We start from the raw sequence: 19,659 nt of genomic DNA, 5'->3' as shown, positions 1-19,659 counted from the left end.
GCTCAGCGGGTGGGCCGGCTGTCGCGCGGCTGCCCGGGTGCACCGTCCCGGTCCGGGTGGGGGCCGGGGTGTGAGCCGTGGTGCGTGGTGGCCTCGGCGACCTGTTTCAGGGCGGAGGCGGTGGCGGTGTCGCCCACCTTGGCGGGCTGTTCGTGCACGGGGTGTTCGGCCTGGCCGGGCCGGTGGCGGGAGGGGGTGAGCCGGTCGCCGGGGCCGGCGGGGGTTTCGGCGGGGGCGCGGTCGCTCCGCGTGCCGATCTCGGCCCGCTCGTCGCCCTGCCCGTCCGCTCCGGCCGGTGAGGGTGTGCCCGGCTCGCCGTCCTGCCGCTGTCCCGGGTGTGGCTGGGTGAGCCAGGCGACGGCCGCGCCGGTCAGTGCCACCGGCCATTCGACGACGCCCGCCACACCGAGCACCCCGGCTCCGGCGTAGACGGCCATCCGGCGTCCGCGCGGGGACACCGCGCCGATCGCGTCCAGGGTGCCGCCGGCCACCCTGCCCACCTGCTCCGCGCCCGGCAGATGCCGCAGGCCCGAGACGACGGCCCGCAGGGGCTGCGGAAGATCCGACGCACGAGACGTGTGCTGGTCCATGTCGACCTCCACGAGCGCATCCCTGAGGGGCACTCATCGACTTCCCTACCTTTTGCCCCATATTCAGCCCTGACCGGCCCGAGCGCTTTTCTTGTACGCCCGAGCCGGTCTTCCGGCCCGTCCGGGTCAGGCGGTGCCGAGCGCTCCGCGCAGGACGCCGATCGCCTGGGTGATGGCGGCCTCGGCGGCGTGCGTCTCGCGCAGGGCGTTGAGCATCACGAAGTCGTGGATGATGCCCTGGTAGCGGACGGCGGTGACGGGGACCCCGGCCCGGCGGAGCTTCTCGGCGTACGCCTCGCCCTCGTCGCGCAGCACGTCGGCCTCACCGGTGACGACCAGGGCCGGGGGCAGTCCGGTGAGCTGCTCGGTGGTGGCGCGCAGCGGGGAGGCGGTGATCTCGGCGCGCCGGCCCTCGTCGGTCGTGTACTGGTCCCAGAACCACTGCATGGCGTCGCGGCGCAGGAAGTAGCCCTCGGCGAACAGGCGGTAGGACTCGGTGTCGAAGTTGGCGTCGGTGACCGGGTAGAAGAGCACCTGCTGCACGAGGGGGACGTCGCCGCGTTCCTTGGCCATCAGGGTGAGCGCGGCCGTCATGTTGCCGCCGACCGAGTCGCCCGCCACGGCGATCCGGGTGGCGTCCAGGTCCCTGCCCGCGCCGTCGGTGACGATCCAGCGGGCGACGGTGTAGTTCTGCTCGATGGCGACCGGGTAGCGGGCCTCGGGCGAGAGGTCGTACTCGGGGAAGACCACCGCCGCGCCGGTGCCGACGGCGAGTTCGCGGACCAGGCGGTCGTGGGTGTGGGCGTTGCCGAAGACCCAGCCGGCGCCGTGGATGTAGAGGATCACGGGCAGCTGTCCGGTGGCGCCGGCGGGGCGGACGAGGCGCACGCGGACACTGCCGGTGGGCCCGCCCTGGACGGTCACCCACTCCTCGTCGACGGCCGGCCGGGCGATGTCGCCGGACTGCACCTCGTCGACGGCCTTGCGGCCTTCGACGGGGCCCAGGTCGAAGAGGTAGGGCGGATTCGCGGTGGCCTCGGCGAAGGCCTGGGCCGCCGGCTCGAGGACGGGACGGTGGGCGGTGGTGCCGGTCATGACGTACTCCTCGGATCTGGTGCCGCCGCCGGGTCCTGGAGCGGAGCCCACCGGGATCGGCGGCACACGAGGAAAGTAGCGCACCATTAAGTCGTGCGCAACTATTTAGTGGGCGACTCGTTCGCTCCCGATAGAATCGGGCAGGACCGCAACAGGGAACGTGGGTGATCACCATGGACGGCACGACGGACGGGAGCCGCGCCACGACATCGGCCGAGAGGTCGCTGCTCCTGGACGACCAGCTCTGCTTCGCCCTGTACGCGGCGTCCCGGGCGGTCACCGCCCGCTACCGCCCGCTGCTGGACGAGCTGGGCCTGACCTACCCGCAGTACCTGGTCCTGCTGGTGCTCTGGGAGCGGGACTCGATCTCCGTACGGGAGCTCGGGGCCGCGCTCCAGCTGGAGTCCAGCACCCTCTCCCCGCTGTTGAAGCGCCTGGAGGCGAACGGGCTGCTGCGCCGCGAGCGACGCAGCGACGACGAGCGTTCCGTCGCCATCCGCCTCACCGACGAGGGCGCCGGGCTCCGGGACCGCGCCCGCGCGGTCCCGATGGCCATCGGCGACGCCATGGGCCTCACCCCCGAGCAGGACGCCACGGCCAAACAGCTGCTGCGCCTGCTCGTCGCCAACGTGACGGAGCGCTGAGCCGGGGGCCGCGCGCCGTTCACCCGCGTCCGTGTCGGAACGGACGCGCCGGGTACTAGGTGCAGGCAGCACGCGCAGGCCCGTCCCCCGGCGGGGAACGGGCGGCGGCCGTGCGACCCGTCCGGTCGGTGAAAGGAAGTGGTCATGACGGAGAACGGCGAGGACGCCACGCTCGTCCGGCGCCCTGGAAACCCGGACCTCCGTCTGGCCTCGGACGCCCCGGGGCAGGCACCGCCCCTGGACGTACGCCGCGGGACACCGCCCCACGAGGGCGACCCGGAACTGCCCCGCGACCGCAATCAGGCCATCCTGGAGGCGGCCAAGCAGGTCGGCGCGGTACTGAAACGGGGCGGGCACCTCTTCGCACTCGCCGGCAGCGTCGCCGTCCACGCCCATGGCGGCAGCGGGAATCTCCAGCACGACGTCGACTTCTGCGTCCGCCCCGAGGACGCCGAGTCCGTGGCCGCCACGCTCCGCGCGGCCGGGCTGACGGTCTACACCCCGCCGGAGGACTGGCTGATCAAGGCCACCTGCTTCGGCCAGGACGTCGACCTCATCTTCGAACTGGCGCACAGGCCCGTCTCCGCCGAGATGCTCCACCGGGCGCAGGAACTCCCGGTGGAATCGGTGCGCATGCCAGTCCTGGCACCCACCGATCTGCTGTCCGGGCTGATCGCCGCCTTCTCGGAGCACCACTGCGACTTCGGGGCGGTCCTGCCCATCGCCCGCGCCCTGCGCGAGAAGGTCGACTGGGACCGGGTACGGCGCGACTGCGGGGACGAGCCCATGCCCGCCGCCTTCTTCTTCCTCCTGGAACGCCTGAACGTCATCTGAACGTCCGCGGAAGGAACGCCCATGAACACCCACGACGCCGGATCCGCAGGCGGCCCACCGGCCGGGCAGGGCGCGGAGTACCGCGTCGCCCACCTCCAGGACCGCCTCGCCTCCGGGGAACTCGGCGAACTCGGTGTGCGGGCCGAGGTCCGCGGCGGGACCGTACTGGTCACCGGGACCGTCCCCTCGGCCAGGTGCCGCGAGGACGTCCTGAGCACCGTACGGGAGGAGCTCGCCGGGCTCGAAGTGCACTGCGACATCGTGGTCAGCGAGCCCTCGTCGCCCGATCACGCGGAGGAGCTGTCATGATCCGGATCGCTGCCGTCGGTGACATCCACATGGGTCCCGACACGCGGGGCGTGCTCCGCCCCGCCTTCGAGACCCTGCCCGAGTGCGCCGACCTCCTGCTGCTGGCCGGGGACCTCACCCGGCACGGCACCGTCGAGGAGGCCCGGGTGGTGGCCGACGAGATCCGGGGCCTGGGCGTTCCGGTGGTCGCCGTGCTCGGCAACCACGACCACCACGACGACCGGCCGGACGAGGTCACGGCCGTCCTGCGGGACGCCGGCGCCCATGTCCTGGAGGGGGAGGCGGCGGTCGTGCGGGCCGGGGACGCACGCGTCGGCGTGGCCGGCACCAAGGGGTTCGGCGGGGGGTTCGTCGGAGCGAGCGCCGGGGAGTTCGGCGAGCCGGTGATGAAGGAGTTCGTCCGGCTCTCCCGCCGGTGCGCCGACGGCCTGCGCACTTCTCTGGAACGACTGGAGGAGGAGGGCTGCGACGTCCGCGTCGCCCTCACCCACTACTCCCCCGTACCGGAGACCCTGGCCGGGGAACCGCTGGAGATCTATCCGTTCCTGGGCAGCTATCTGCTGGCCGAGGCGATCGACACGGCCGGCGCCGACCTCGCCGTGCACGGGCACGCGCACGCCGGCACGGAGCACGGCATGACCACCGGAGGCGTCAAGGTGCGCAACGTCGCCCAGCCGGTCATCGGCCGCGCCTTCCACGTCTACCACCTGCCCGTGCGCGAACGCGTGAGCGCCGGCTCGGGCACGGAGGCGAGCACCGCCTGAGCCGGTCACCGTCCCAGCCCCCAGCCCCCAGCGCCGTCGGTACACACCGGCGGCGCTTCTCCGCGCCCGACACCCCGCCCGTACCGCCTCCTGTGTGAACACCCCGCAAGGCGTGCCCCCTTTATGCATTTTGTCTGTTTAGATGCAGACTCCGCGCCCGTGGCCGACGTCGCCACGCACCGGCCCGGGCGCGGACCGCGCTCGCCTGCCCACGCCCGCCGCCGGCCTGCGCCCGTCGATCCGCCCGACCCCGTACGAGAGGACATCAGATGGCGCTGTCGGGCCGTCCCGGACCACCGTCCCAGCTCACCCTCACCCCGCACGACACCGAACTGCGCGCCGCTGCACGGCACCTGGCCCGCCGTCGCTTCCTGACCGTCACCGCCGCGGCCGCCGCCCTCGCCTTCACCACCAACCTGCCCACGCGCGGCGCCTTCGCCGCGCCGCGGCTCCACACCGCCCGGATCACCGACGACCCCTTCACGCTCGGCGTCGCCTCCGGGGACCCGCTGCCCGACTCGGTGCTGATCTGGACCCGGCTCGCCCCGGTTCCCTTCGAACCGGACGGGGGTCTCGGTCAGCAACGGGTCGACGTCTCCTGGGAAGTCGCTCTCGACGAGGCCTTCGCCCTGGTCGTGCGGCAGGGCACCGCCGCCGCCCACCCCGAGTACGGGCACAGCGTGCGCGTCGACGTTCAGGGCCTGGATCCGGACAGCCACTACTACTACCGGTTCCGCACGGGCGCCTGGATCAGCCCCACCGGCCGCACCCGCACCGCTCCCGCCGCCGACGCCGCCACCGCGAGCCTGAGGCTGGCCGCGGTGGCGTGCCAGGCGTACCACGACGGCTACTACACGGCGCACGGGCACCTCGCGCAGGAGGACGTCGACGTGGTCCTCCACCTCGGCGACTACCTCTACGAGTACGCCGTCAACTCCGCGGGCGGGGCGCGCAACTACACCGACGTCGTGCTGCCGTCCGTGTTCAACCGTGAGACGACGACCCTGGCGGACTACCGGATGCGCTACGCGCTCTACAAGAGCGACCCCGACCTGCGTGCCGTCCACGCCGCCCACCCGTTCGTCGTCACCTGGGACGACCACGAGACCGAGAACAACTACGCGGGCGCCGTCGACGAGAACGGCAGCGACCCGGACCAGTTCCTCATCCGCCGCGCCGCCGCCTACCGGGCCTACTGGGAGAACCAGCCGCTGCGCGCCGACCAGCTCCCCGAGGGCCCCGACGCCCAGCTGTTCCGCCGGCTGCGCTGGGGCTCACTCGCCCAGTTCGACATCCTCGACACCCGGCAGTACCGCGACGACCAGGCCTACGGCGACGTGCCGCACGTGCCCGGGCCCGAGTCGGACGACCCGGCGCGCAGCCTGACCGGGGACGCGCAGGAGCGCTGGCTGACCGACGGATGGGGCACCTCGACGGCGCTGTGGAACGTGATGGCCCAGCAGGTGTGCTTCTCGCAGCGCAGGATGGACCTGAACGCCGAGGCCAAGGTGTCCATGGACGCCTGGGACGGCTACCGCGCGAGCCGCGGCCGTCTCGTCGCGGGCGCGAAGGCGGCCGGAGTCGCCAACTGGATGGTCCTCACCGGGGACGTCCATGTCGGGTACGCCTTCGACATCAAGGACGACTTCGACGACCCGGACTCCGCCACCCTGGGCACGGAGCTGACGTGCACCTCCGTCACCAGCGGCCGGAACGGGACCGAGCGGCCGGCCAACTGGGACACCTACCTGCGGGCCAACCCCCACCTGCGGTTCTACGACGGCCGGCGCGGTTATGTGCGGGTCGAGCTGGGCCGCGAGAACGCGCGGGCCGACTTCCGGATCGTCCCGGCCGTGACGACGCCCGGCGCTCCGGTCTCCACGGCCGCCTCCTTCGTCACCGAGGTGGGTTCGCCCGGTCTGACGCCCGTCTGACGACGCCCCGCGTGCCCGACGCCCCGGCCGCGTACTGCACACGGCGCCCGTTCGTGTCACCAACGGGCGAATGTCCGCGTGTCGTGACATCGCGTCGGGCGCCACGGGCAAGGCCTAAGGCTCCGCGGCAGCTGCACCCACAGCGGCACCCCGAACGAAGGAGACGTCCGCATGCTCCCCAGCCATGCGCGGACCGCGCGCCGGTCGGCCCTCACGGCGCTCGGCGCCCTCGTCCTCGCCGGACTCCCCTCCGCCGCGGTGGCCGACCCCACGCCCGCGGCGGGGCCGGTACCCACCGCCGCCCAGACCCTCGGCGCCGACCGGCCGTCGCCGCATCTGCTCGCCGCACTCCAGCGCGACCTGGGCCTGAACTCGGAGCAGGCCTCCCAACGGCTGGTCAACGAGGCGGAGGCGGGCACCCGCGCGGGCCGGCTGCGCAACGCCCTGGGTGACCGGTTCGCCGGTGCCTGGGTACGCGGCGAGACCTCCAATGAGCTCACGGTCGCGACCACCGACGACAAGGACGTGCCGGCCATCGAGGCCCAGGGCGCCACGGCCGCGGTGGTCGAGCGGACACTCGCCGACCTCCAGGCGGCCAAGCGGAAACTCGACGCGGCGGCCACCCGGGTCAAGACCCTCGACACGCCCGTCTGGTACGTCGACGTACCGAAGAACCGGATCATGGTGCAGGCGACCAGCCAGGCCGCCGGCAGCGCCTTCGTCAAGGCCGCGGGGCTCGAAGGGGAGGACATCGGCATCCGCATGACGACGGTACGGCCGCGTCTGCTGCAGGACGTCACCGGCGGCGACGCCTTCTACATCGACGACTTCGCGCGCTGCTCCGTCGGCTTCTCCGTCACCAAGGGCGAGCAGGCGGGCTTCGCCACCGCCGGCCACTGCGGACGGCCCGGCGCGACGACGACCGGGTACGACCGCACCGCACAGGGCACCTTCCAGGCCTCCGCCTTCCCCGGCAAGGACATGGCGTGGGTGGCCACCAACGACCAGTGGAGGCCCACGCCCGACGTCAAGGCGCGGGACGGTCAGGAGGTGCAGGTCACCGGTTCGGCGCAGGCGCTCGTCGGGGCGTCGGTGTGCCGTTCCGGCTCGACCAGCGGATGGCACTGCGGGACCATCGAGCAGCACGACACGAGCGTCAGCTACGCGGAGGGCAGGGTCGACGGGCTGACCCGGACGACGGTGTGCGCCGAGCCGGGTGACTCGGGCGGACCGTATGTCGCGGGCGCCCAGGCGCAGGGCGTCACCTCCGGTGGTTCCGGGGACTGCGCCAGCGGCGGTACGACGTTCTTCCAGCCCGTCAACCCGATCCTGAGCGACCTCGGGCTCACGCTGGTCACCGCCGCCGCGCAGACGACGCCGGAGCAGCAGGACGACGGCGCGCAGGCGTGGACGTCCGGCCGGGTCTACGAGGCCGGGACCACGGTGACCCGCGACGGTGTGCGGTACCAGTGCCTGCAGACCCACCAGGCGCAGGGCGCGTGGGCGCCCGCCGGCACCCCTGCGCTGTGGCAGCGGCTGTGACCGCCCGACCGGAACGGGACGGCGCCGATGGCGGCCTGGCGCCGCGGTCGGCGCCGAGTCGTCCCGGGGGGCCGGGTCACTGCTCCGCGAGGAGGGCGTGGGCGGTGGCCGGGAACGGATCGTGGGCGCGGTAACGGCGGGTGCACACCGCGGCCAGGGCGGTGCCGGTGTCGGGGCGGAAACCGAGGAAGGCCTGCTGGCCGAGGGTCGCCCCGCTGTGGAAGTACAGCGGGCCGCCGTCCGTCGGGTGCCGGAACCAGGCGACGGTGTGCACGTGCCGGTGCCCGAGCCCGCGGCGGAGCACGGGAGTGCGTACGGCGTGCAGCGCGCCGGCCAGCCGTGGTGAGCGGGCCGGGTCGAGATGGGCTTCCAGGAAGGTGAGCAGGTCGAGCGGGGTGGCCCGGACGGCGCCGGCCGCCTGGAAGCCGCCCGCGTCGAAGGCGGGCACAGCTGTCGTGCCGTCCTTGCCGTGCCCGGTGGCATCGCGCCCTCGGGTGTCCGCCCGCAGGGCCGTGTCGTGGAGCGCGAGGGGTTCGAGCAGCTGACCGGTGATCAGGTCCTGCCACCGTGTGCCGGTGGCGGCGGCGAGGGCGTGGCCGAGCACGGCGACACCGAAGTTGGAGTAGCGCCAGCGGGTGCCGGGCCGGTGGCGGGGGCGGTGGCGCAGGAAGGCGTCGATCACGCGCGCGTCGGGGTACCGGGCGTAGGGGTTGGTGCGCCAGGCGGGCAGGGCCCGGGCGTGGAAACCGGCCGGGAGTGCGGGCAGTCCGGCGGTGTGGGTGATGAGGTGGGCGAGGGTGATCGGTGCCGTACCGGCCGGCCGGCCGCCGTCGAGGAGGGTGACGGCCGCGTCCCCGCCGGACACCCGGCCGCTGTCCGTCAGCCGGGCCAGCAGCAGCCCGGTGAACGTCTTGGTGGCCGAGCCGATCTCGTAGCGCAGGGTGTCGCGGGGGTGCGGCGGAGGCGGGCCGGTCCCGCCGGTGCGTACGGTGCGGTGGCCGTGGCGGGAGAGGGCGAAGACGGCGTCGGGGGCGTCGGCCGCGGCGACGGCGTCCTCGAGCCGTGCCCCCCAGGGCTCGTCGTCCGGCGTGGAGTCCGGGTCCGGGCGTGCCGCCGGCTCGTCGTCCCCGTCGAGCGGCCGGCCCGGCCAGGGCGTGCGGGACGCCGTCGTCATCGGACCCGGGCCAGCTCGGTCAGGGCACGGGAGGTGGCCAGTACGGAGGCGAAGGCGGCGACGAGGGTCGAGTGGTAGACGATGTCGAAGACCGCTTCCGGGTCGCCCTCGGGCATCGTCCGGATCGCGGGCATGGCGCCGTCCGGCTGCTGTGCGGCGGCGAAGGCCTGCCAGGCCGGCTCGTCCAGGGTGGGGCGGGGCAGGCAGGCGTCGACCACGAGGAGTTCGCCGAGCAGGTCCCAGCGCTTCAGATCCAGCCAGTCGTCGATCCACGCCGGCAGCCAGGTGGCGAGGTAGCCGGCGATGTCCGGGGTCAGGCCCTCGGGGTTCTCACCCCAGTCGGTCAGGTGGAACACGCAGTGGGTGATGTCATAGGCGATGTGGCCCTCGACGGTCCAGGGTTCGGGGGTGCGGGCCAGCCAGGTGGTGCGCAGGGCCTCGGACTCGGAGGGCCGGGGGGTGAGGCCGAAGCGGCGCTGGAACGCGGAGAGGCCGAGCCGCCGGGTCGGGGTCGCCTCGAAGGCCTGCCAGCTGTCCAGCCGGTGGTTCAGTACGACGGCGCGCTCCACCTCGGGCCGGCTGTATCCGAGCTCCCGGAACGGCAGGTACACCTCGAAGGGGATCGGCGAGGCCGGTTCGGTCCGCTGTCCGCGCACCAGCATGGTGCCGCCGTCCAGGGTCTCGCGCCAGACGTGGTCGAGCAGTTGGCGGGCGAGCTGAGCCTGGCGGGAGCCCGCGACGCCCTCGCGGAACAGCACCTTGCAGACCAGGGCGAGTTCACCGACGGGTTTGAAGCGTTCCAGGAAGCCGACTTCCGGATCCGCGTCGGGCTCCAGCCGGAAGCCGTCGCGGTGGGTCCAGAGCCATTCCATGGCGCCGACTCCGACGGTGTGGATGAGGCGGGTGTCGGTCATGCCGGCGCTCCTTGTCCGCCGTGCCGGTGCCGCGCCCCGGTGCCGGCGGGTGGGCCTGCCGGGCGGGCACTGGTCAGTACCGCCGCGAAGGCGGCCATGAGGGTGGAGTGGTAGTGGTGGAGGAAGTACCGCCCGTCGTCGGGGACTTCGGCGTCGACGGGGTCCGCCGGTGCCGGGTCCCGGTCCTGCAGCGGGACCTCGCCGGAGGGGCGCCGGGCGGCGCGGATCGTCCGCCAGGCGTCCCGCGGTACCGGATCGCCGGTCCGGCGGGCGACGATCGCGGCCACGGCCAGCAGTTCGCCGCTCAGGTCCCACATCCCGGCCTCCAGGCAGGTGTCGAGCCAGGGCGGCAGCCAGTCGGCGAGATAGGTGACGAGGTCCGGTGGCAGGCCGTCCGCGTCACGTCCCCAGTCGGTGAGGTGGAAGACCACGTGGGTGAGGGCGTATCCGGCGTCGCGCTCGAAGGTCCACGGTTCGGACAGTCCGCCGAGCCAGGTGCGCGTCAGCATGTGCGGCGCCTGCCCGGGCCGGTGGATGCCGCAGCGTTCCTCGGCGCGCAGGACGCCGAGCCGCCGGGTCGGGTCCTGTTCGGTGAGCCGCCATCCCCGGGTGCGTGCCACCACGGCGGCCGCCTCCTCGAAGGCGGGGTGCCGGAACCCGGCGGAGGCCAGGGCGGCGTACACCTCCAGGGGGTAGGTCGCGAAGGGCTCCAACCGCTGCAGCCGCCGGAGCAGTTCGCCTCCGTCCGTCTCCTGCCAGGCGAAGTCCAGCAGCGCGCGGGCCCGTGCGTGCAGCGGGTCAAAGGAAGCGGTGTGATGGGCCACGGTCGCGCAGACCTGGGCCAGTTCACCCAGCGGCTTCCAGCTGCTGTCGACCTCGCCGTCGACCGCCAGGGCGTCCTCGCCGAGGGCGAAGCCGGCGCGGCGCGTGTCCACCCAGGCGAGCGCGTCCTCGGCGACCTGCCGGATGTCCCCGGTGTCGTCGGGCGCGGTCACACGCGTGCTCCGGACCGCATCAGCCGCGCCGCCTGCACGTGCAGGGCGACGAGCGGGTCCTGTCCGCCCATGAGTTCCACGAAGTCCAGGCCCGATGCGAGGCCCACGGTGTCCGGCACTGCGGGCAGCAGGGTCAGCCAGCGGCCGGCCCCGGCGGCCTGCCGCCAGTCCCTGCGGCGCACCGCGCGGACGAATCCGCGGGCGACGTCGACCGGGTGGCACCCGGCCAGGCGGCTCACCGCACAGTCCTCACCGGGCAGCGCGAGCGGGGCCAGCACGGCGAGTTGGTGGGTGAGGGTCTGCCAGCCCGCCTCGTCGAGCCAGCCGGTGCCGGGTTCGTCCGGCGGTCCGGCGGTGACGGAGGGGTCGACCCGCCGCAGTGTGCGTGCCATGCCCCAGTGGCTCCAGCGGACGGTGGGCGCGGCATCCGCGCGGGGCGGGTACGCCTCGACGGCCTTCCGGAACACGGCCACCTCCGCCGGGTCCGGTGGGGTGCGCAGCAGCAGGGCCGGCAGCAGTGCGTCGGATCCCAGTACGCGGACGGCGGCGAGCGCGAGATCTCCCGCTTCCCCGTCGGTCCCCGCCGGGAGGACCGATCGCGTGTGGTCTCCGCCCCGAAGGGCGGAGACCACACCGGAAGCGAGGTCCTGCACCGCGCCCTGCAAGAGGGTCGAAGTGCCCGACTGCTCCATCTGACTACTCCCGTCGATCCGTTCAGCCCTTCTTCGGACGCGGGGTCGGCGGCGACAGCAGCAGCTTCCCCGCGCCCGTGAAGAGAGCCAGGGCGGCGCACTGCCGACTGTCGCGGTACACACCGTCGGCCTCGACCGGGTCGAGCGCCGCCTCGATGTCGGTGCTCTGTATACCGGTGAGTTCCTGGGTGACTGTTTCGTCGGAACGCATGACATCTCCCTGAGGTGTAGCGAGTACGTCCACTCCCAGAATCACCCGAATCAGACAAACCGTGCCACTTTTCCCGTGGCCCACTTTCGTCACTTCTTCAACATGCCGGGGGCGGTGCGTGGGAGAGGAGGACCCTGCCGGCGGCGGCGCCGCGGACGGTGGAACCCGGCGGGGGTATACGGCCCTTGACGCCCTCTCAGCGGATTCCGGCGAGGAGGACTCCGCTGTGCGGGCGGGTCGGCACGCGGTCCAGCGGGATCGTGAGGTTCTGCCCGGGCACCGTGTACGCCATTCGGGCGAGCCGTACCGCGAGCGCCTCCGGCACGCCGACGGTGACGCCCTCGCCGGGGCAGCGGTGGCCCGGGGCGGGGTCGCCGCGGCCCCGAGGGATCAGCTCGTCTCGTCCGACGGGCCGTTCGCTTCGGGGTGCGGTCGACGAGGGGGGCGGCTGAGTACGTCCGTGGCCGCCGGGTGCCCCTGCGGTGTCCCGGGACACTCCGGGGGCGGGCGCGGTACCCGTCCGGGTGTGGCCGAGACCACGTGCCGAACGAGGTCCGGGTCATGTCGGGACGGGGGCGCGGGGGGCTACCGTTCCGTGCGGTCCCCTCACCCCATCGGCTCGGACGGCCCGCAGTGCACACAGATCTCTCCCCGGTCATCGCGGCCACCGCGCAGTGGCTGACGCGTTCGTTCCCCACGCCCGGCGGGGCGCTGGCCTCCGCCCTGTGCGAGGCGCAGGCGCGGCAGGCGGTGACGGTCGCGGCCAGGCTCCGGTACCCGACGGCGATGGACGCGGCCCTGGTGGGGCTGGCGGGCCCCGGCGGTTCGGCCCGGCTCGACTGGGTCACCGGCGCCGACTCCGGCCAGGACACCGCGGCACAGGCCTGGCGCACGTGGGTCGACGAGGTCGTGGCCAGTTGGGCCGCCTGTCTGCTCGCCGACCCCGCGCTGGCGTCCGCCGCGGTGACCGCGCTCACCGGGAACGCGTCCGCCGAGTTCCGCCGCCTCCTCACCCCCGACGCCTCCGACCGCCACGCGGCGGCCCTCCTGCGCCACCCGGACCTCCTCGCCCCGGTGGCCACCCTCCACCACTCGGCCCTCCTCGCCCGCCTGGACCCGGACTCCACTCTCGTCCCCTGACCACGCATCGCCCCCGCCCGAACCGCCGGGGCCCGCCCCGGGCTCAGGCCGGGCCGCCGCCCGGCCTGTGCGGCGGTTCCAGCGCGGCACCGAGAAGTCACCCCCTCACGCCTGCGACCAGCGGAAACGGCGCACATGACGGAGTCGTCACGCTCCGTCATTCACCGGTTTGCAGTAGGCGCCCGTGCCACGTGGGTGGGCGCGGCCCACGCTGATCGAGGGGTCGACGGCCTCGGCCCGACGCCGAAGGCATCGTGTCGGCCCGGTTACCGACACCTCCGACGGAGGGCTGAGCGACATGACCAGCGCCATATCCCGGAACTGGAAGCACGCCGTCGTCACCGGCGGCGCCGGATTCGTCGGCTCCCATCTGTGCGCCGCCCTGCTGGACGCGGGCGCCGCCGTCACGTGCGTGGACGATTTCAGCACCGGCCGGCCGGAGAACATCGCCCCGCTGCTCGAACGGCCCGGATTCACGCTCGTCCAGGCCGACGTGGCCGAGGAGCTGCCGGTCGGCCGGCCTCCCGACCTCGTCCTGCACTTCGCCTCCCCCGCCTCCCCCGCGGACTATCTGCGGCTGCCGCTGCACACCATGGACACGGGCAGCCTCGGCACCCGCAACGCGCTGCGGCTCGCCCAGGACGCCGAGGCCCGCTTCGTCCTGGCCTCCACCTCGGAGGTGTACGGCGACCCGCAGCAGAACCCGCAGGACGAGCGCTACTGGGGCAACGTCAACCCGGTCGGCCCGCGCAGCGTCTACGACGAGGCCAAACGCTTCGGCGAGGCGCTGACCACCGCCCACGCGCAGACCCACGGCACCGACACCTGCATCGTGCGGCTGTTCAACACCTACGGCCCCCGGATGCGCGGCCACGACGGCCGTGCCGTGCCGACCTTCGTCCGGCAGGCCCTGGCGGGCGAGCCGCTCACCGTGACCGGGGACGGCCACCAGACCCGCTCGCTGTGCTACGTCGACGACACGGTGGCCGGCATCCTCGCGGCGGCCGCCCACGGCATGCGCGGCCCCGTCAACATCGGCAACCCCGGTGAGATCACGATGCTGGACCTGGCCCGGCTCGTCGTCGAACTCGCCGGTTCCGACTCGGAGATCCGCTACATCGAACGCCCGGTGGACGACCCGGCCGTGCGCTGCCCGGACATCACGCTGGCCCTCGACAAGCTCGGCTGGGAGCCACGGGTGGGCGCGGAGGAGGGTCTGCGCCGCACGATCGCCTGGTTCCGCGCCGAAGCCGGCCGGTGAGCGCGGCCGTCCCCTCCGGCCCAGGACACCGCGGCCCGCCGGCCGCCCCGATCCGTGAAAGGCCCGTCCGCCCATGCGCATCCTCGGAATCAACGCCCTCTTCCACGACCCCGCCGCCGCCCTGGTGGTCGACGGGCGGACCGTCGCCGCCGCGGAGGAGGAACGCTTCTCCCGGCGCAAGCACGGCAAGCGGCCGGTGCCGTTCTCCGCCTGGGAACTGCCCGAGCGGGCCGCCGCCTGGTGCCTGAAACGGGCCGGGCTGCGCCCCCGGGACCTCGACGCGGTCGCCTACTCCTTCGACCCCGCGCTCGCCCGCCCCGCCGACGCCATGGGCCTGGACGACCCCTGGGACCACCTCCGGCTCACCTACGCGCGCGAGGCCCCCGGCTTCCTGGGCACCGCGCTGCCCGGTCTGGATCCCGGCGTCGTCCGCTTCGTACCGCACCACATGGCGCACGCCGCCTCGGGCGCCTTCGCCGCACCCGACGCCGAGGACTCCTCCGTCCTCGTGCTGGACGGCCGGGGCGAGCGCGCCTCCCACCTCGCCGCCCGCCGCGTCCGCGACCGGCTCGAACCCCTGTACGCGCAGGACCTCCCGCACTCGCTCGGCCTGGTCTACGAGGAACTCACCGGGCACCTCGGCTTCCTGCGGTCCTCCGACGAGTTCAAGGTGATGGCCCTCGCCTCCCACGGCGCCCCGCGCATGCTGCCCGAGCTGCGCCGGTACGTGTATCCGACGGGCGACGGCGGCTTCCACGCCACCGGGGTGCCCTGGCACGAGCTGTGCGCGCCGCGCGGTCCGGACGAACCGTGGACCCAGGACCACGCCGATGTCGCCGCCAGTGCCCAGGCCGTGCTGGAGGAGACGCTGCTGGACCTGGTGCGCTGGCTGCACGGCCGTACCCACGACCGGGTGCTCGCCCTCGCCGGGGGCGTCGCCCTGAACTGCGTCGCCAACTCCCGGATCGCCCGCGAGGGCCCGTTCTCCCGGGTGTGGGTGCAGCCGGCGGCCGGCGACGCGGGGACCGCGCTGGGCGGCGCCCTGCTGCTGTCCGCCGACGCCGGTGACGAGCCGGAGCCGATGACCGGCGCCGACCTCGGGCGGGACTGGTCCGACGCGGAACTGGGCGCGTGGCTGAAGACGGCGGCCGTCCCCTTCGAGCGGCCGGCGGACATCGCCGCCACCGTGGCCCGGGCCCTGGCGGACAACGGCATCGTCGCCTGGTTCCAGGGGCGCGGCGAGTACGGTCCCCGGGCGCTCGGCCATCGCTCGCTGCTGGCGCATCCCGGACACGCGGGCAATCTGGAGCGGCTCAACGACGTCAAGGGCCGCGAGCAGTTCCGGCCGGTCGCGCCGATGGTGCTCGCCGACCGGGCCGCCGAGATCTTCGACGGGCCGCTGCCCAGCCCGTACATGCTCTTCGTGCACGACGTGGCCCCGGCCTGGCGGGAGCGGATCCCGGCCGTGGTGCACGTCGACGGCACCGCCCGCATCCAGACGGTCGACCCGGCGCGGGAGCCCCTGGTGGCGCGGATGCTGGCCGGGTTCGAGCGGCTGACCGGGCTGCCCGTCGTCGTCAACACCAGCCTCAACACGGCGGGCCGGCCCATGGTGGACGACCCACGCGACGCCCTGGAGTGCTTCGGCTCGTCCCCCGTCGATCTGCTGGCCATCGGCCCGTACGCGATCCGGCGCGGCGAACTCTTCCGCTCCGACGACGACGGCGAGGGTCTGCGATGACCGGGCCCGCCGCCCCGGGCGGCGAGTACGCGGTGGTGGTGCCGACGCTCGGCCGGCCCGGCCTGGGAGTGTGCCTGCGGGCGCTGGCCGAGGCGGACGGGCCCGGCCCGGCGAGGGTCGTGGTGGTCGACGACCGCCCGGATCCCGCCGGGGCACCGCTGACCGCCGACGTTCCGCCGTCCCTGCGTTCACGCACCCTCGTCGTACCGGGCGGCGCGCGGGGACCGGCCGCCGCACGCAACACCGGGTGGCGGGCCGCCGGGGACGTGCCCTGGATCGTCTTCCTCGACGACGACGTGGTCCCCGGCCCCACCTGGGCCGACGACCTCGCCCTCGACCTCGCCGGCGCCAGTGTCGCCACCGCCGGGATCACCGCCCGGATCGAGGTACCGCTGCCGGCCGACCGCCGGCCCACCGACTGGGAGCGCACCACGGCCGGTCTCGCCACCGCCCGCTGGATCACCGCCGACATGGCGTACCGCCGTCGGGCGCTGGAGGCCGTCGGCGGCTTCGACGAGCGGTTCCGCAGGGCCTTCCGGGAGGACGCGGACCTGGCGCTGCGGATGCTCGACGCCGGCTGGACCCTGTCCGAGGGCGGCCGCACCACCACCCATCCGGTGCGGCCGGCCGGGCGCTGGGTGTCCGTACGGCTCCAGGCGGGCAACGCCGACGACGTGCTGATGACCCGGCTGCACGGACGGGGCTGGTGGCGGCGGGCCGGGGCACCCCGGGGACGCCTGCCGGTGCATCTCGCGGTGACGGCTGCCGGTCTGGCGGCGGTGGGCGGCGCGCTGTCCGGCCGAGCGGGCGTCGCGGCGGTCGGAGCCGCCGGCTGGCTGGCGGGAACCGCCCAGTTCGCCCTCGCCCGGATCCTGCCGGGTCCGCGCACCCGGGACGAGATCGTCACCATGGCCCTCACCAGCGCGCTCATCCCGCCGGCCGCCGCCTGGCACCGGCTGCGCGGGTACGTCGTCCACCGCGCCGCCCCGCCCCATCCTTCGCACCGGCCCGGCGGCCCGGCACCGGAGCACCGTCCGGCGGTCGGGGAACGGCTGGAATCATGACCCGCCCCGTCCGCCCGCCGATCCCGGCGACCGGCACCGGCGGTCCGGCGGAGCGGGAGCCGACCGCGCGGGTCGCCGGGCGGCACGGCCCGGACCTCGGGGGTGCCACCGAGCTGCGGCGGCCGGCCGGAGTGCCGGCCCGGGCGCGGGTGGTGGTGGCCGGCACCACCGGGCCCGCCCCTCTCGCCGCCGCGGTCGGGACACCGGTCGTCCGTCTGTGCGCGCCGGTGGTGCCGGCCGAGCGATGGGCTCCGCACGGCGTGCCGCACCTCCTGCTCGGCGACCGGGCGGCGCCCTGTGCCGGTACCCGGGCCCGGCGCTGCCCCGTGCCGGGTCGTCCCTGCCTCGACGGGATCGACGACGCCGATGTGCTCGCCGCCGTCGCGGCGCTGTGGGGCTCCCCGGCGGATTCCCGGCGCCGGCGGCGGGGGCAGGGGGAGCAGACGGACCGAGGAGCGGCCGTATGAACATTCTGCTGTGGCATGTGCACGGCTCCTGGACGACGGCCTTCGTCCAGGGTCCGCACACCTACGTCGTCCCGGTGACCCCGGACCGCGGTCCGGACGGCCTCGGACGGGCCCGTACCTTCTCCTGGCCCGCGTCGGTGCGCGAGGCCACGCCGGAACAGCTGCGGCGCACACCGTTCGACCTGGTCGTCCTGCAGCGGCCCCACGAGTCGGGTCTCGCCGAGCGCCTGCTCGGCGGCCGTCGTCCCGGCCGGGACGTGCCGGCCGTGTACCTGGAGCACAACGCCCCGGACGGCGACGTACCCGACACCCGGCATCCGTTCGCCGACCGCCCCGATCTGACGATCGTGCACGTCACCCACTTCAACCGGTTGTTCTGGGACTGCGGCACCACCCGCACCGTGGTGATCGAGCACGGCGTCGTCGACCCGGGTCACCGGTACACCGGCCGGCTGGACCGGGCCGCCGTCGTCGTCAACGAGCCGCTTCGGCGCGGCCGGTACACCGGTACGGACCTGCTGCCGGCGCTCGCCGAGGCGGTGCCGCTGGACGTGTTCGGCATGCGCACCGAGGGTCTGGCCGGGCACCTGGGGCTGCCGCCGGACCGGTGCCGCACGGCCGACCTGCCGCAGCGCGCACTGCACGCGGCCATGGCCGACCGGCGGATGTATCTGCACCCGGTGCGCTGGACCTCCCTCGGACTGTCCCTGCTGGAGGCGATGCACCTGGGCATGCCCGTCCTGGCGCTGGCCACCACGGAGGCGGTGGAGGCGGTGCCGAGCGGCGCGGGCACCGTGTCCACCCGGCCGGACGTCCTCGTCCGGGCCGCCCGCCGCTATCTGGCGGATCCCGAGGCGGCCGCCGCGGACGGCACGCGGGCCCGGCAGGCGGCCCTCGAACGGTACGGGCTCAAGCGGTTCCTGGACGACTGGGAGCGCCTGATCACGGAGGTGTGCTCATGACGCCGAGCCCCGGTTCCCTGCCCGCCGGTCCGTTCGGCGGCGACGGCCTCGCCCCCGGCGTGCTGGACATCGCGCTGGTCTCGGAGCACGCGAGTCCGCTCGCCGCGCTCGGCGGGGTGGACGCGGGCGGGCAGAACGTCCATGTCGCCGCCCTGGCCGGGGCGCTCGCCGACCGCGGCCACCGCGTCACCGTGCACACCCGCCGCGACGCGCCCGACCTGCCCGACCGGGTGACGCTCCGTGCGGGTGTCGAGGTGCACCATGTGCCGGCGGGCCCCCCGGAACCGGTGCCCAAGGACCGGCTGCTGCCGTACATGGAGGAGTTCGGGCGCCGGCTGGCCCGGGTGTGGCGAGCGCGCACCCCGGACGTGGTGCACTCGCACTACTGGATGTCGGGCATGGCCTCGCTGTGGGCCGCCCGGGAGCTGGGGCTGCCGCTGCTGCACACGTTCCACGCGCTGGGCACGGTGAAGCGGCGGCACCAGCGACTCGCCGACACCAGTCCGCCGGAGCGGATCGGCTGCGAGACCGAGGTGGGGCTGGGCTGCGACCGCGTCATCGCCACCTGCCGGGACGAGGTCGCCGAACTGGCACGGATGGGGGTGCCGGCGTACCGGATCGGCGTCGTGCCGTGCGGTGTCGACACGGACCGGTTCTCACCGGTGGGTCCGGTCGCGCCGGGCGGCCCGTACCGGCACCGGCTGGTGCAGGTGGGACGGCTGGTGCCACGCAAGGGCGCCGCGGTGTCGGTGGCCGCGCTGGCCGGGCTGCCCGGCACCGAGCTCGTGCTGGTCGGCGGACCCCCTCGGGACCGCCTCGACGACGACCCGGAGGTACGCCGGCTGCGCGGTGTCGCGCGGGACGCCGGGGTCGCCGACCGGGTGTGGTTCACCGGCGGGGTCGGCACCGGCCGGGTGCCGCCCCTGCTGCGCTCCGCCGACGTGGTGCTGTGCCCGGCCGACTACGAGCCCTTCGGGATCGTCCCGCTGGAGGCCATGGCCTGCGGCCGTCCGGTGGTGGCCAGCGCGGTCGGCGGACAGCTCGACACGGTCGCCGACCCGGGCACGGGCCGGCTGGTGCCGCCCGGTGACCCCGAGGCGCTGGCCCGGGCCGTGGCCGGTCTGCTCGCCGATCCGGCGGCCCGCCGGGCGTGCGGGGTGGCCGGCCGCCGCCGGGTGCTCAGCCGCTACGGCTGGCCGCGGATCGCCGCGGCCACCGAGGCGGCGTACTGCGAGGTCCTCGACGCGGAATCCGCCGCGACCCGGACCGGCTGACCCGCCGGCCGTGATCGGCCGCCGACGTCCGAAGTTGGAAGGAGGTGCGGGT

21 protein-coding genes are annotated in these 19,659 nt (G+C 74.5%); 13 read left to right on the top strand and 8 right to left on the bottom strand.

Going from position 1 to position 19,659, the window contains the following annotated elements; all coding sequences use genetic code 11:
- Positions 1-2 precede the first annotated feature (2 nt).
- Complete coding sequence (locus IE178_RS16990; protein ID WP_438874385.1) at positions 3-623, bottom strand: hypothetical protein; 621 nt, start codon at positions 621-623, stop codon at positions 3-5.
- A gap of 93 nt (positions 624-716) precedes the next feature.
- Positions 717-1,685, bottom strand: a complete 969-nt coding sequence (locus tag IE178_RS16985; protein ID WP_193512896.1) for an alpha/beta hydrolase — start codon at positions 1,683-1,685, stop codon at positions 717-719.
- Positions 1,686-1,858: 173 nt separating this feature from the next.
- On the opposite strand from IE178_RS16985, the gene IE178_RS16980 reads away from it, so the two are divergent.
- From IE178_RS16980 to IE178_RS16955, 6 genes are all read left to right on the top strand, one after another.
- The gene (locus IE178_RS16980; RefSeq protein ID WP_184766535.1) at positions 1,859-2,329 is read left to right on the top strand and encodes a MarR family winged helix-turn-helix transcriptional regulator; all 471 of its coding nucleotides are present in this window, start codon (positions 1,859-1,861) and stop codon (positions 2,327-2,329) included.
- Between the two features lie 144 nt (positions 2,330-2,473).
- Positions 2,474-3,163: a nucleotidyltransferase family protein gene (locus IE178_RS16975; RefSeq protein ID WP_184766532.1), complete on the top strand. Its 690-nt coding sequence runs from the start codon at positions 2,474-2,476 to the stop codon at positions 3,161-3,163.
- 21 nt (positions 3,164-3,184) lie between these two features.
- Positions 3,185-3,472, top strand: coding sequence for a BON domain-containing protein (locus IE178_RS16970; protein ID WP_184766531.1), 288 nt, complete (start codon positions 3,185-3,187; stop codon positions 3,470-3,472).
- Positions 3,469-4,236: a metallophosphoesterase family protein gene (locus IE178_RS16965; protein ID WP_184766530.1), complete on the top strand. Its 768-nt coding sequence runs from the start codon at positions 3,469-3,471 to the stop codon at positions 4,234-4,236. The genes IE178_RS16970 and IE178_RS16965 overlap by 4 nt, the downstream gene beginning before the upstream one ends.
- Before the next feature lie 269 nt (positions 4,237-4,505).
- Entirely contained in the window at positions 4,506-6,170 is a 1,665-nt protein-coding gene (locus tag IE178_RS16960) for an alkaline phosphatase D family protein (protein ID WP_193512895.1), read from the top strand.
- 171 nt (positions 6,171-6,341) lie between these two features.
- Positions 6,342-7,712, top strand: a complete 1,371-nt coding sequence (locus IE178_RS16955; RefSeq protein ID WP_193512894.1) for a trypsin-like serine protease — start codon at positions 6,342-6,344, stop codon at positions 7,710-7,712.
- A 76-nt stretch (positions 7,713-7,788) separates the two neighbouring features.
- On the opposite strand, the gene IE178_RS16950 is transcribed toward IE178_RS16955, so the two are convergent.
- From IE178_RS16950 to IE178_RS36015, 6 genes are all read right to left on the bottom strand, one after another.
- Positions 7,789-8,886: a serine hydrolase domain-containing protein gene (locus IE178_RS16950; RefSeq protein ID WP_193512893.1), complete on the bottom strand. Its 1,098-nt coding sequence runs from the start codon at positions 8,884-8,886 to the stop codon at positions 7,789-7,791.
- Positions 8,883-9,800: a DUF6895 family protein gene (locus IE178_RS16945; RefSeq protein ID WP_193512892.1), complete on the bottom strand. Its 918-nt coding sequence runs from the start codon at positions 9,798-9,800 to the stop codon at positions 8,883-8,885. Before IE178_RS16945 ends, IE178_RS16950 begins: the two co-directional genes overlap by 4 nt.
- Positions 9,797-10,795 (bottom strand): DUF6895 family protein, encoded by a 999-nt coding sequence (locus tag IE178_RS16940; protein ID WP_193512891.1) that lies wholly within the window; start codon positions 10,793-10,795, stop codon positions 9,797-9,799. The genes IE178_RS16945 and IE178_RS16940 overlap by 4 nt, the downstream gene beginning before the upstream one ends.
- The gene (locus tag IE178_RS16935) at positions 10,792-11,487 is read right to left on the bottom strand and encodes a hypothetical protein (protein WP_193512890.1); all 696 of its coding nucleotides are present in this window, start codon (positions 11,485-11,487) and stop codon (positions 10,792-10,794) included. Before IE178_RS16935 ends, IE178_RS16940 begins: the two co-directional genes overlap by 4 nt.
- Before the next feature lie 22 nt (positions 11,488-11,509).
- Positions 11,510-11,698 (bottom strand): hypothetical protein, encoded by a 189-nt coding sequence (locus IE178_RS16930; protein ID WP_184766523.1) that lies wholly within the window; start codon positions 11,696-11,698, stop codon positions 11,510-11,512.
- A 196-nt stretch (positions 11,699-11,894) separates the two neighbouring features.
- Complete coding sequence (locus IE178_RS36015; RefSeq protein WP_308433336.1) at positions 11,895-12,023, bottom strand: hypothetical protein; 129 nt, start codon at positions 12,021-12,023, stop codon at positions 11,895-11,897.
- Between the two features lie 308 nt (positions 12,024-12,331).
- Here IE178_RS36015 and IE178_RS16920 point away from each other — a divergent pair, with 308 nt between their 5' ends.
- The 7 genes from IE178_RS16920 to IE178_RS16890 all read left to right on the top strand — a co-directional run bounded on the left by IE178_RS16920 (position 12,332) and on the right by IE178_RS16890 (position 19,607).
- On the top strand, positions 12,332-12,838 hold the full coding sequence (locus IE178_RS16920) for a hypothetical protein (RefSeq protein WP_193512889.1): 507 nt from the start codon (positions 12,332-12,334) through the stop codon (positions 12,836-12,838).
- Positions 12,839-13,136: 298 nt separating this feature from the next.
- On the top strand, positions 13,137-14,099 hold the full coding sequence (locus IE178_RS16915; RefSeq protein WP_193512888.1) for an NAD-dependent epimerase/dehydratase family protein: 963 nt from the start codon (positions 13,137-13,139) through the stop codon (positions 14,097-14,099).
- Between the two features lie 73 nt (positions 14,100-14,172).
- Positions 14,173-15,840 carry a carbamoyltransferase family protein gene (locus tag IE178_RS16910; protein ID WP_193512887.1) on the top strand — a complete coding sequence of 556 codons (1,668 nt, stop codon included), beginning with the start codon at positions 14,173-14,175 and terminating at the stop codon, positions 15,838-15,840.
- Positions 15,837-16,904 (top strand): glycosyltransferase family 2 protein, encoded by a 1,068-nt coding sequence (locus IE178_RS16905; RefSeq protein WP_193512886.1) that lies wholly within the window; start codon positions 15,837-15,839, stop codon positions 16,902-16,904. The genes IE178_RS16910 and IE178_RS16905 overlap by 4 nt, the downstream gene beginning before the upstream one ends.
- On the top strand, positions 16,901-17,371 hold the full coding sequence (locus IE178_RS16900) for a glycosyltransferase family protein (protein WP_438874384.1): 471 nt from the start codon (positions 16,901-16,903) through the stop codon (positions 17,369-17,371). Before IE178_RS16905 ends, IE178_RS16900 begins: the two co-directional genes overlap by 4 nt.
- Positions 17,368-18,333: a glycosyltransferase gene (locus IE178_RS16895; protein WP_193512885.1), complete on the top strand. Its 966-nt coding sequence runs from the start codon at positions 17,368-17,370 to the stop codon at positions 18,331-18,333. The genes IE178_RS16900 and IE178_RS16895 overlap by 4 nt, the downstream gene beginning before the upstream one ends.
- Entirely contained in the window at positions 18,330-19,607 is a 1,278-nt protein-coding gene (locus tag IE178_RS16890; RefSeq protein ID WP_193512884.1) for a glycosyltransferase, read from the top strand. The genes IE178_RS16895 and IE178_RS16890 overlap by 4 nt, the downstream gene beginning before the upstream one ends.
- Positions 19,608-19,659: the final 52 nt, after the last annotated feature.

This window comes from Streptomyces griseoloalbus (assembly GCA_014650015.1).
In the GTDB taxonomy this organism is placed as follows: Bacteria; Actinomycetota; Actinomycetes; order Streptomycetales; family Streptomycetaceae; genus Streptomyces; species Streptomyces griseoloalbus.
Note: the sequence above shows the minus strand (reverse complement) of the source record. Positions and strands in the feature narration are given on the sequence as shown.

What these genes read in the sequence shown, in the direction of transcription:
- IE178_RS16985 (WP_193512896.1), bottom strand. Translation starts at nt 1,685, where the DNA reads ATGACCGGCACCACCGCCCACCGTCCCGTCCTCGAGCCGGCGGCCCAG.
- IE178_RS16980 (WP_184766535.1), top strand. Translation starts at nt 1,859, where the DNA reads ATGGACGGCACGACGGACGGGAGCCGCGCCACGACATCGGCCGAGAGG.
- IE178_RS16975 (WP_184766532.1), top strand. Translation starts at nt 2,474, where the DNA reads ATGACGGAGAACGGCGAGGACGCCACGCTCGTCCGGCGCCCTGGAAAC.
- IE178_RS16970 (WP_184766531.1), top strand. Translation starts at nt 3,185, where the DNA reads ATGAACACCCACGACGCCGGATCCGCAGGCGGCCCACCGGCCGGGCAG.
- IE178_RS16965 (WP_184766530.1), top strand. Translation starts at nt 3,469, where the DNA reads ATGATCCGGATCGCTGCCGTCGGTGACATCCACATGGGTCCCGACACG.
- IE178_RS16960 (WP_193512895.1), top strand. Translation starts at nt 4,506, where the DNA reads ATGGCGCTGTCGGGCCGTCCCGGACCACCGTCCCAGCTCACCCTCACC.
- IE178_RS16955 (WP_193512894.1), top strand. Translation starts at nt 6,342, where the DNA reads ATGCTCCCCAGCCATGCGCGGACCGCGCGCCGGTCGGCCCTCACGGCG.
- IE178_RS16950 (WP_193512893.1), bottom strand. Translation starts at nt 8,886, where the DNA reads ATGACGACGGCGTCCCGCACGCCCTGGCCGGGCCGGCCGCTCGACGGG.
- IE178_RS16945 (WP_193512892.1), bottom strand. Translation starts at nt 9,800, where the DNA reads ATGACCGACACCCGCCTCATCCACACCGTCGGAGTCGGCGCCATGGAA.
- IE178_RS16935 (WP_193512890.1), bottom strand. Translation starts at nt 11,487, where the DNA reads ATGGAGCAGTCGGGCACTTCGACCCTCTTGCAGGGCGCGGTGCAGGAC.
- IE178_RS16930 (WP_184766523.1), bottom strand. Translation starts at nt 11,698, where the DNA reads ATGCGTTCCGACGAAACAGTCACCCAGGAACTCACCGGTATACAGAGC.
- IE178_RS16915 (WP_193512888.1), top strand. Translation starts at nt 13,137, where the DNA reads ATGACCAGCGCCATATCCCGGAACTGGAAGCACGCCGTCGTCACCGGC.
- IE178_RS16910 (WP_193512887.1), top strand. Translation starts at nt 14,173, where the DNA reads ATGCGCATCCTCGGAATCAACGCCCTCTTCCACGACCCCGCCGCCGCC.
- IE178_RS16905 (WP_193512886.1), top strand. Translation starts at nt 15,837, where the DNA reads ATGACCGGGCCCGCCGCCCCGGGCGGCGAGTACGCGGTGGTGGTGCCG.
- IE178_RS16900 (WP_438874384.1), top strand. Translation starts at nt 16,901, where the DNA reads ATGACCCGCCCCGTCCGCCCGCCGATCCCGGCGACCGGCACCGGCGGT.
- IE178_RS16895 (WP_193512885.1), top strand. Translation starts at nt 17,368, where the DNA reads ATGAACATTCTGCTGTGGCATGTGCACGGCTCCTGGACGACGGCCTTC.
- IE178_RS16890 (WP_193512884.1), top strand. Translation starts at nt 18,330, where the DNA reads ATGACGCCGAGCCCCGGTTCCCTGCCCGCCGGTCCGTTCGGCGGCGAC.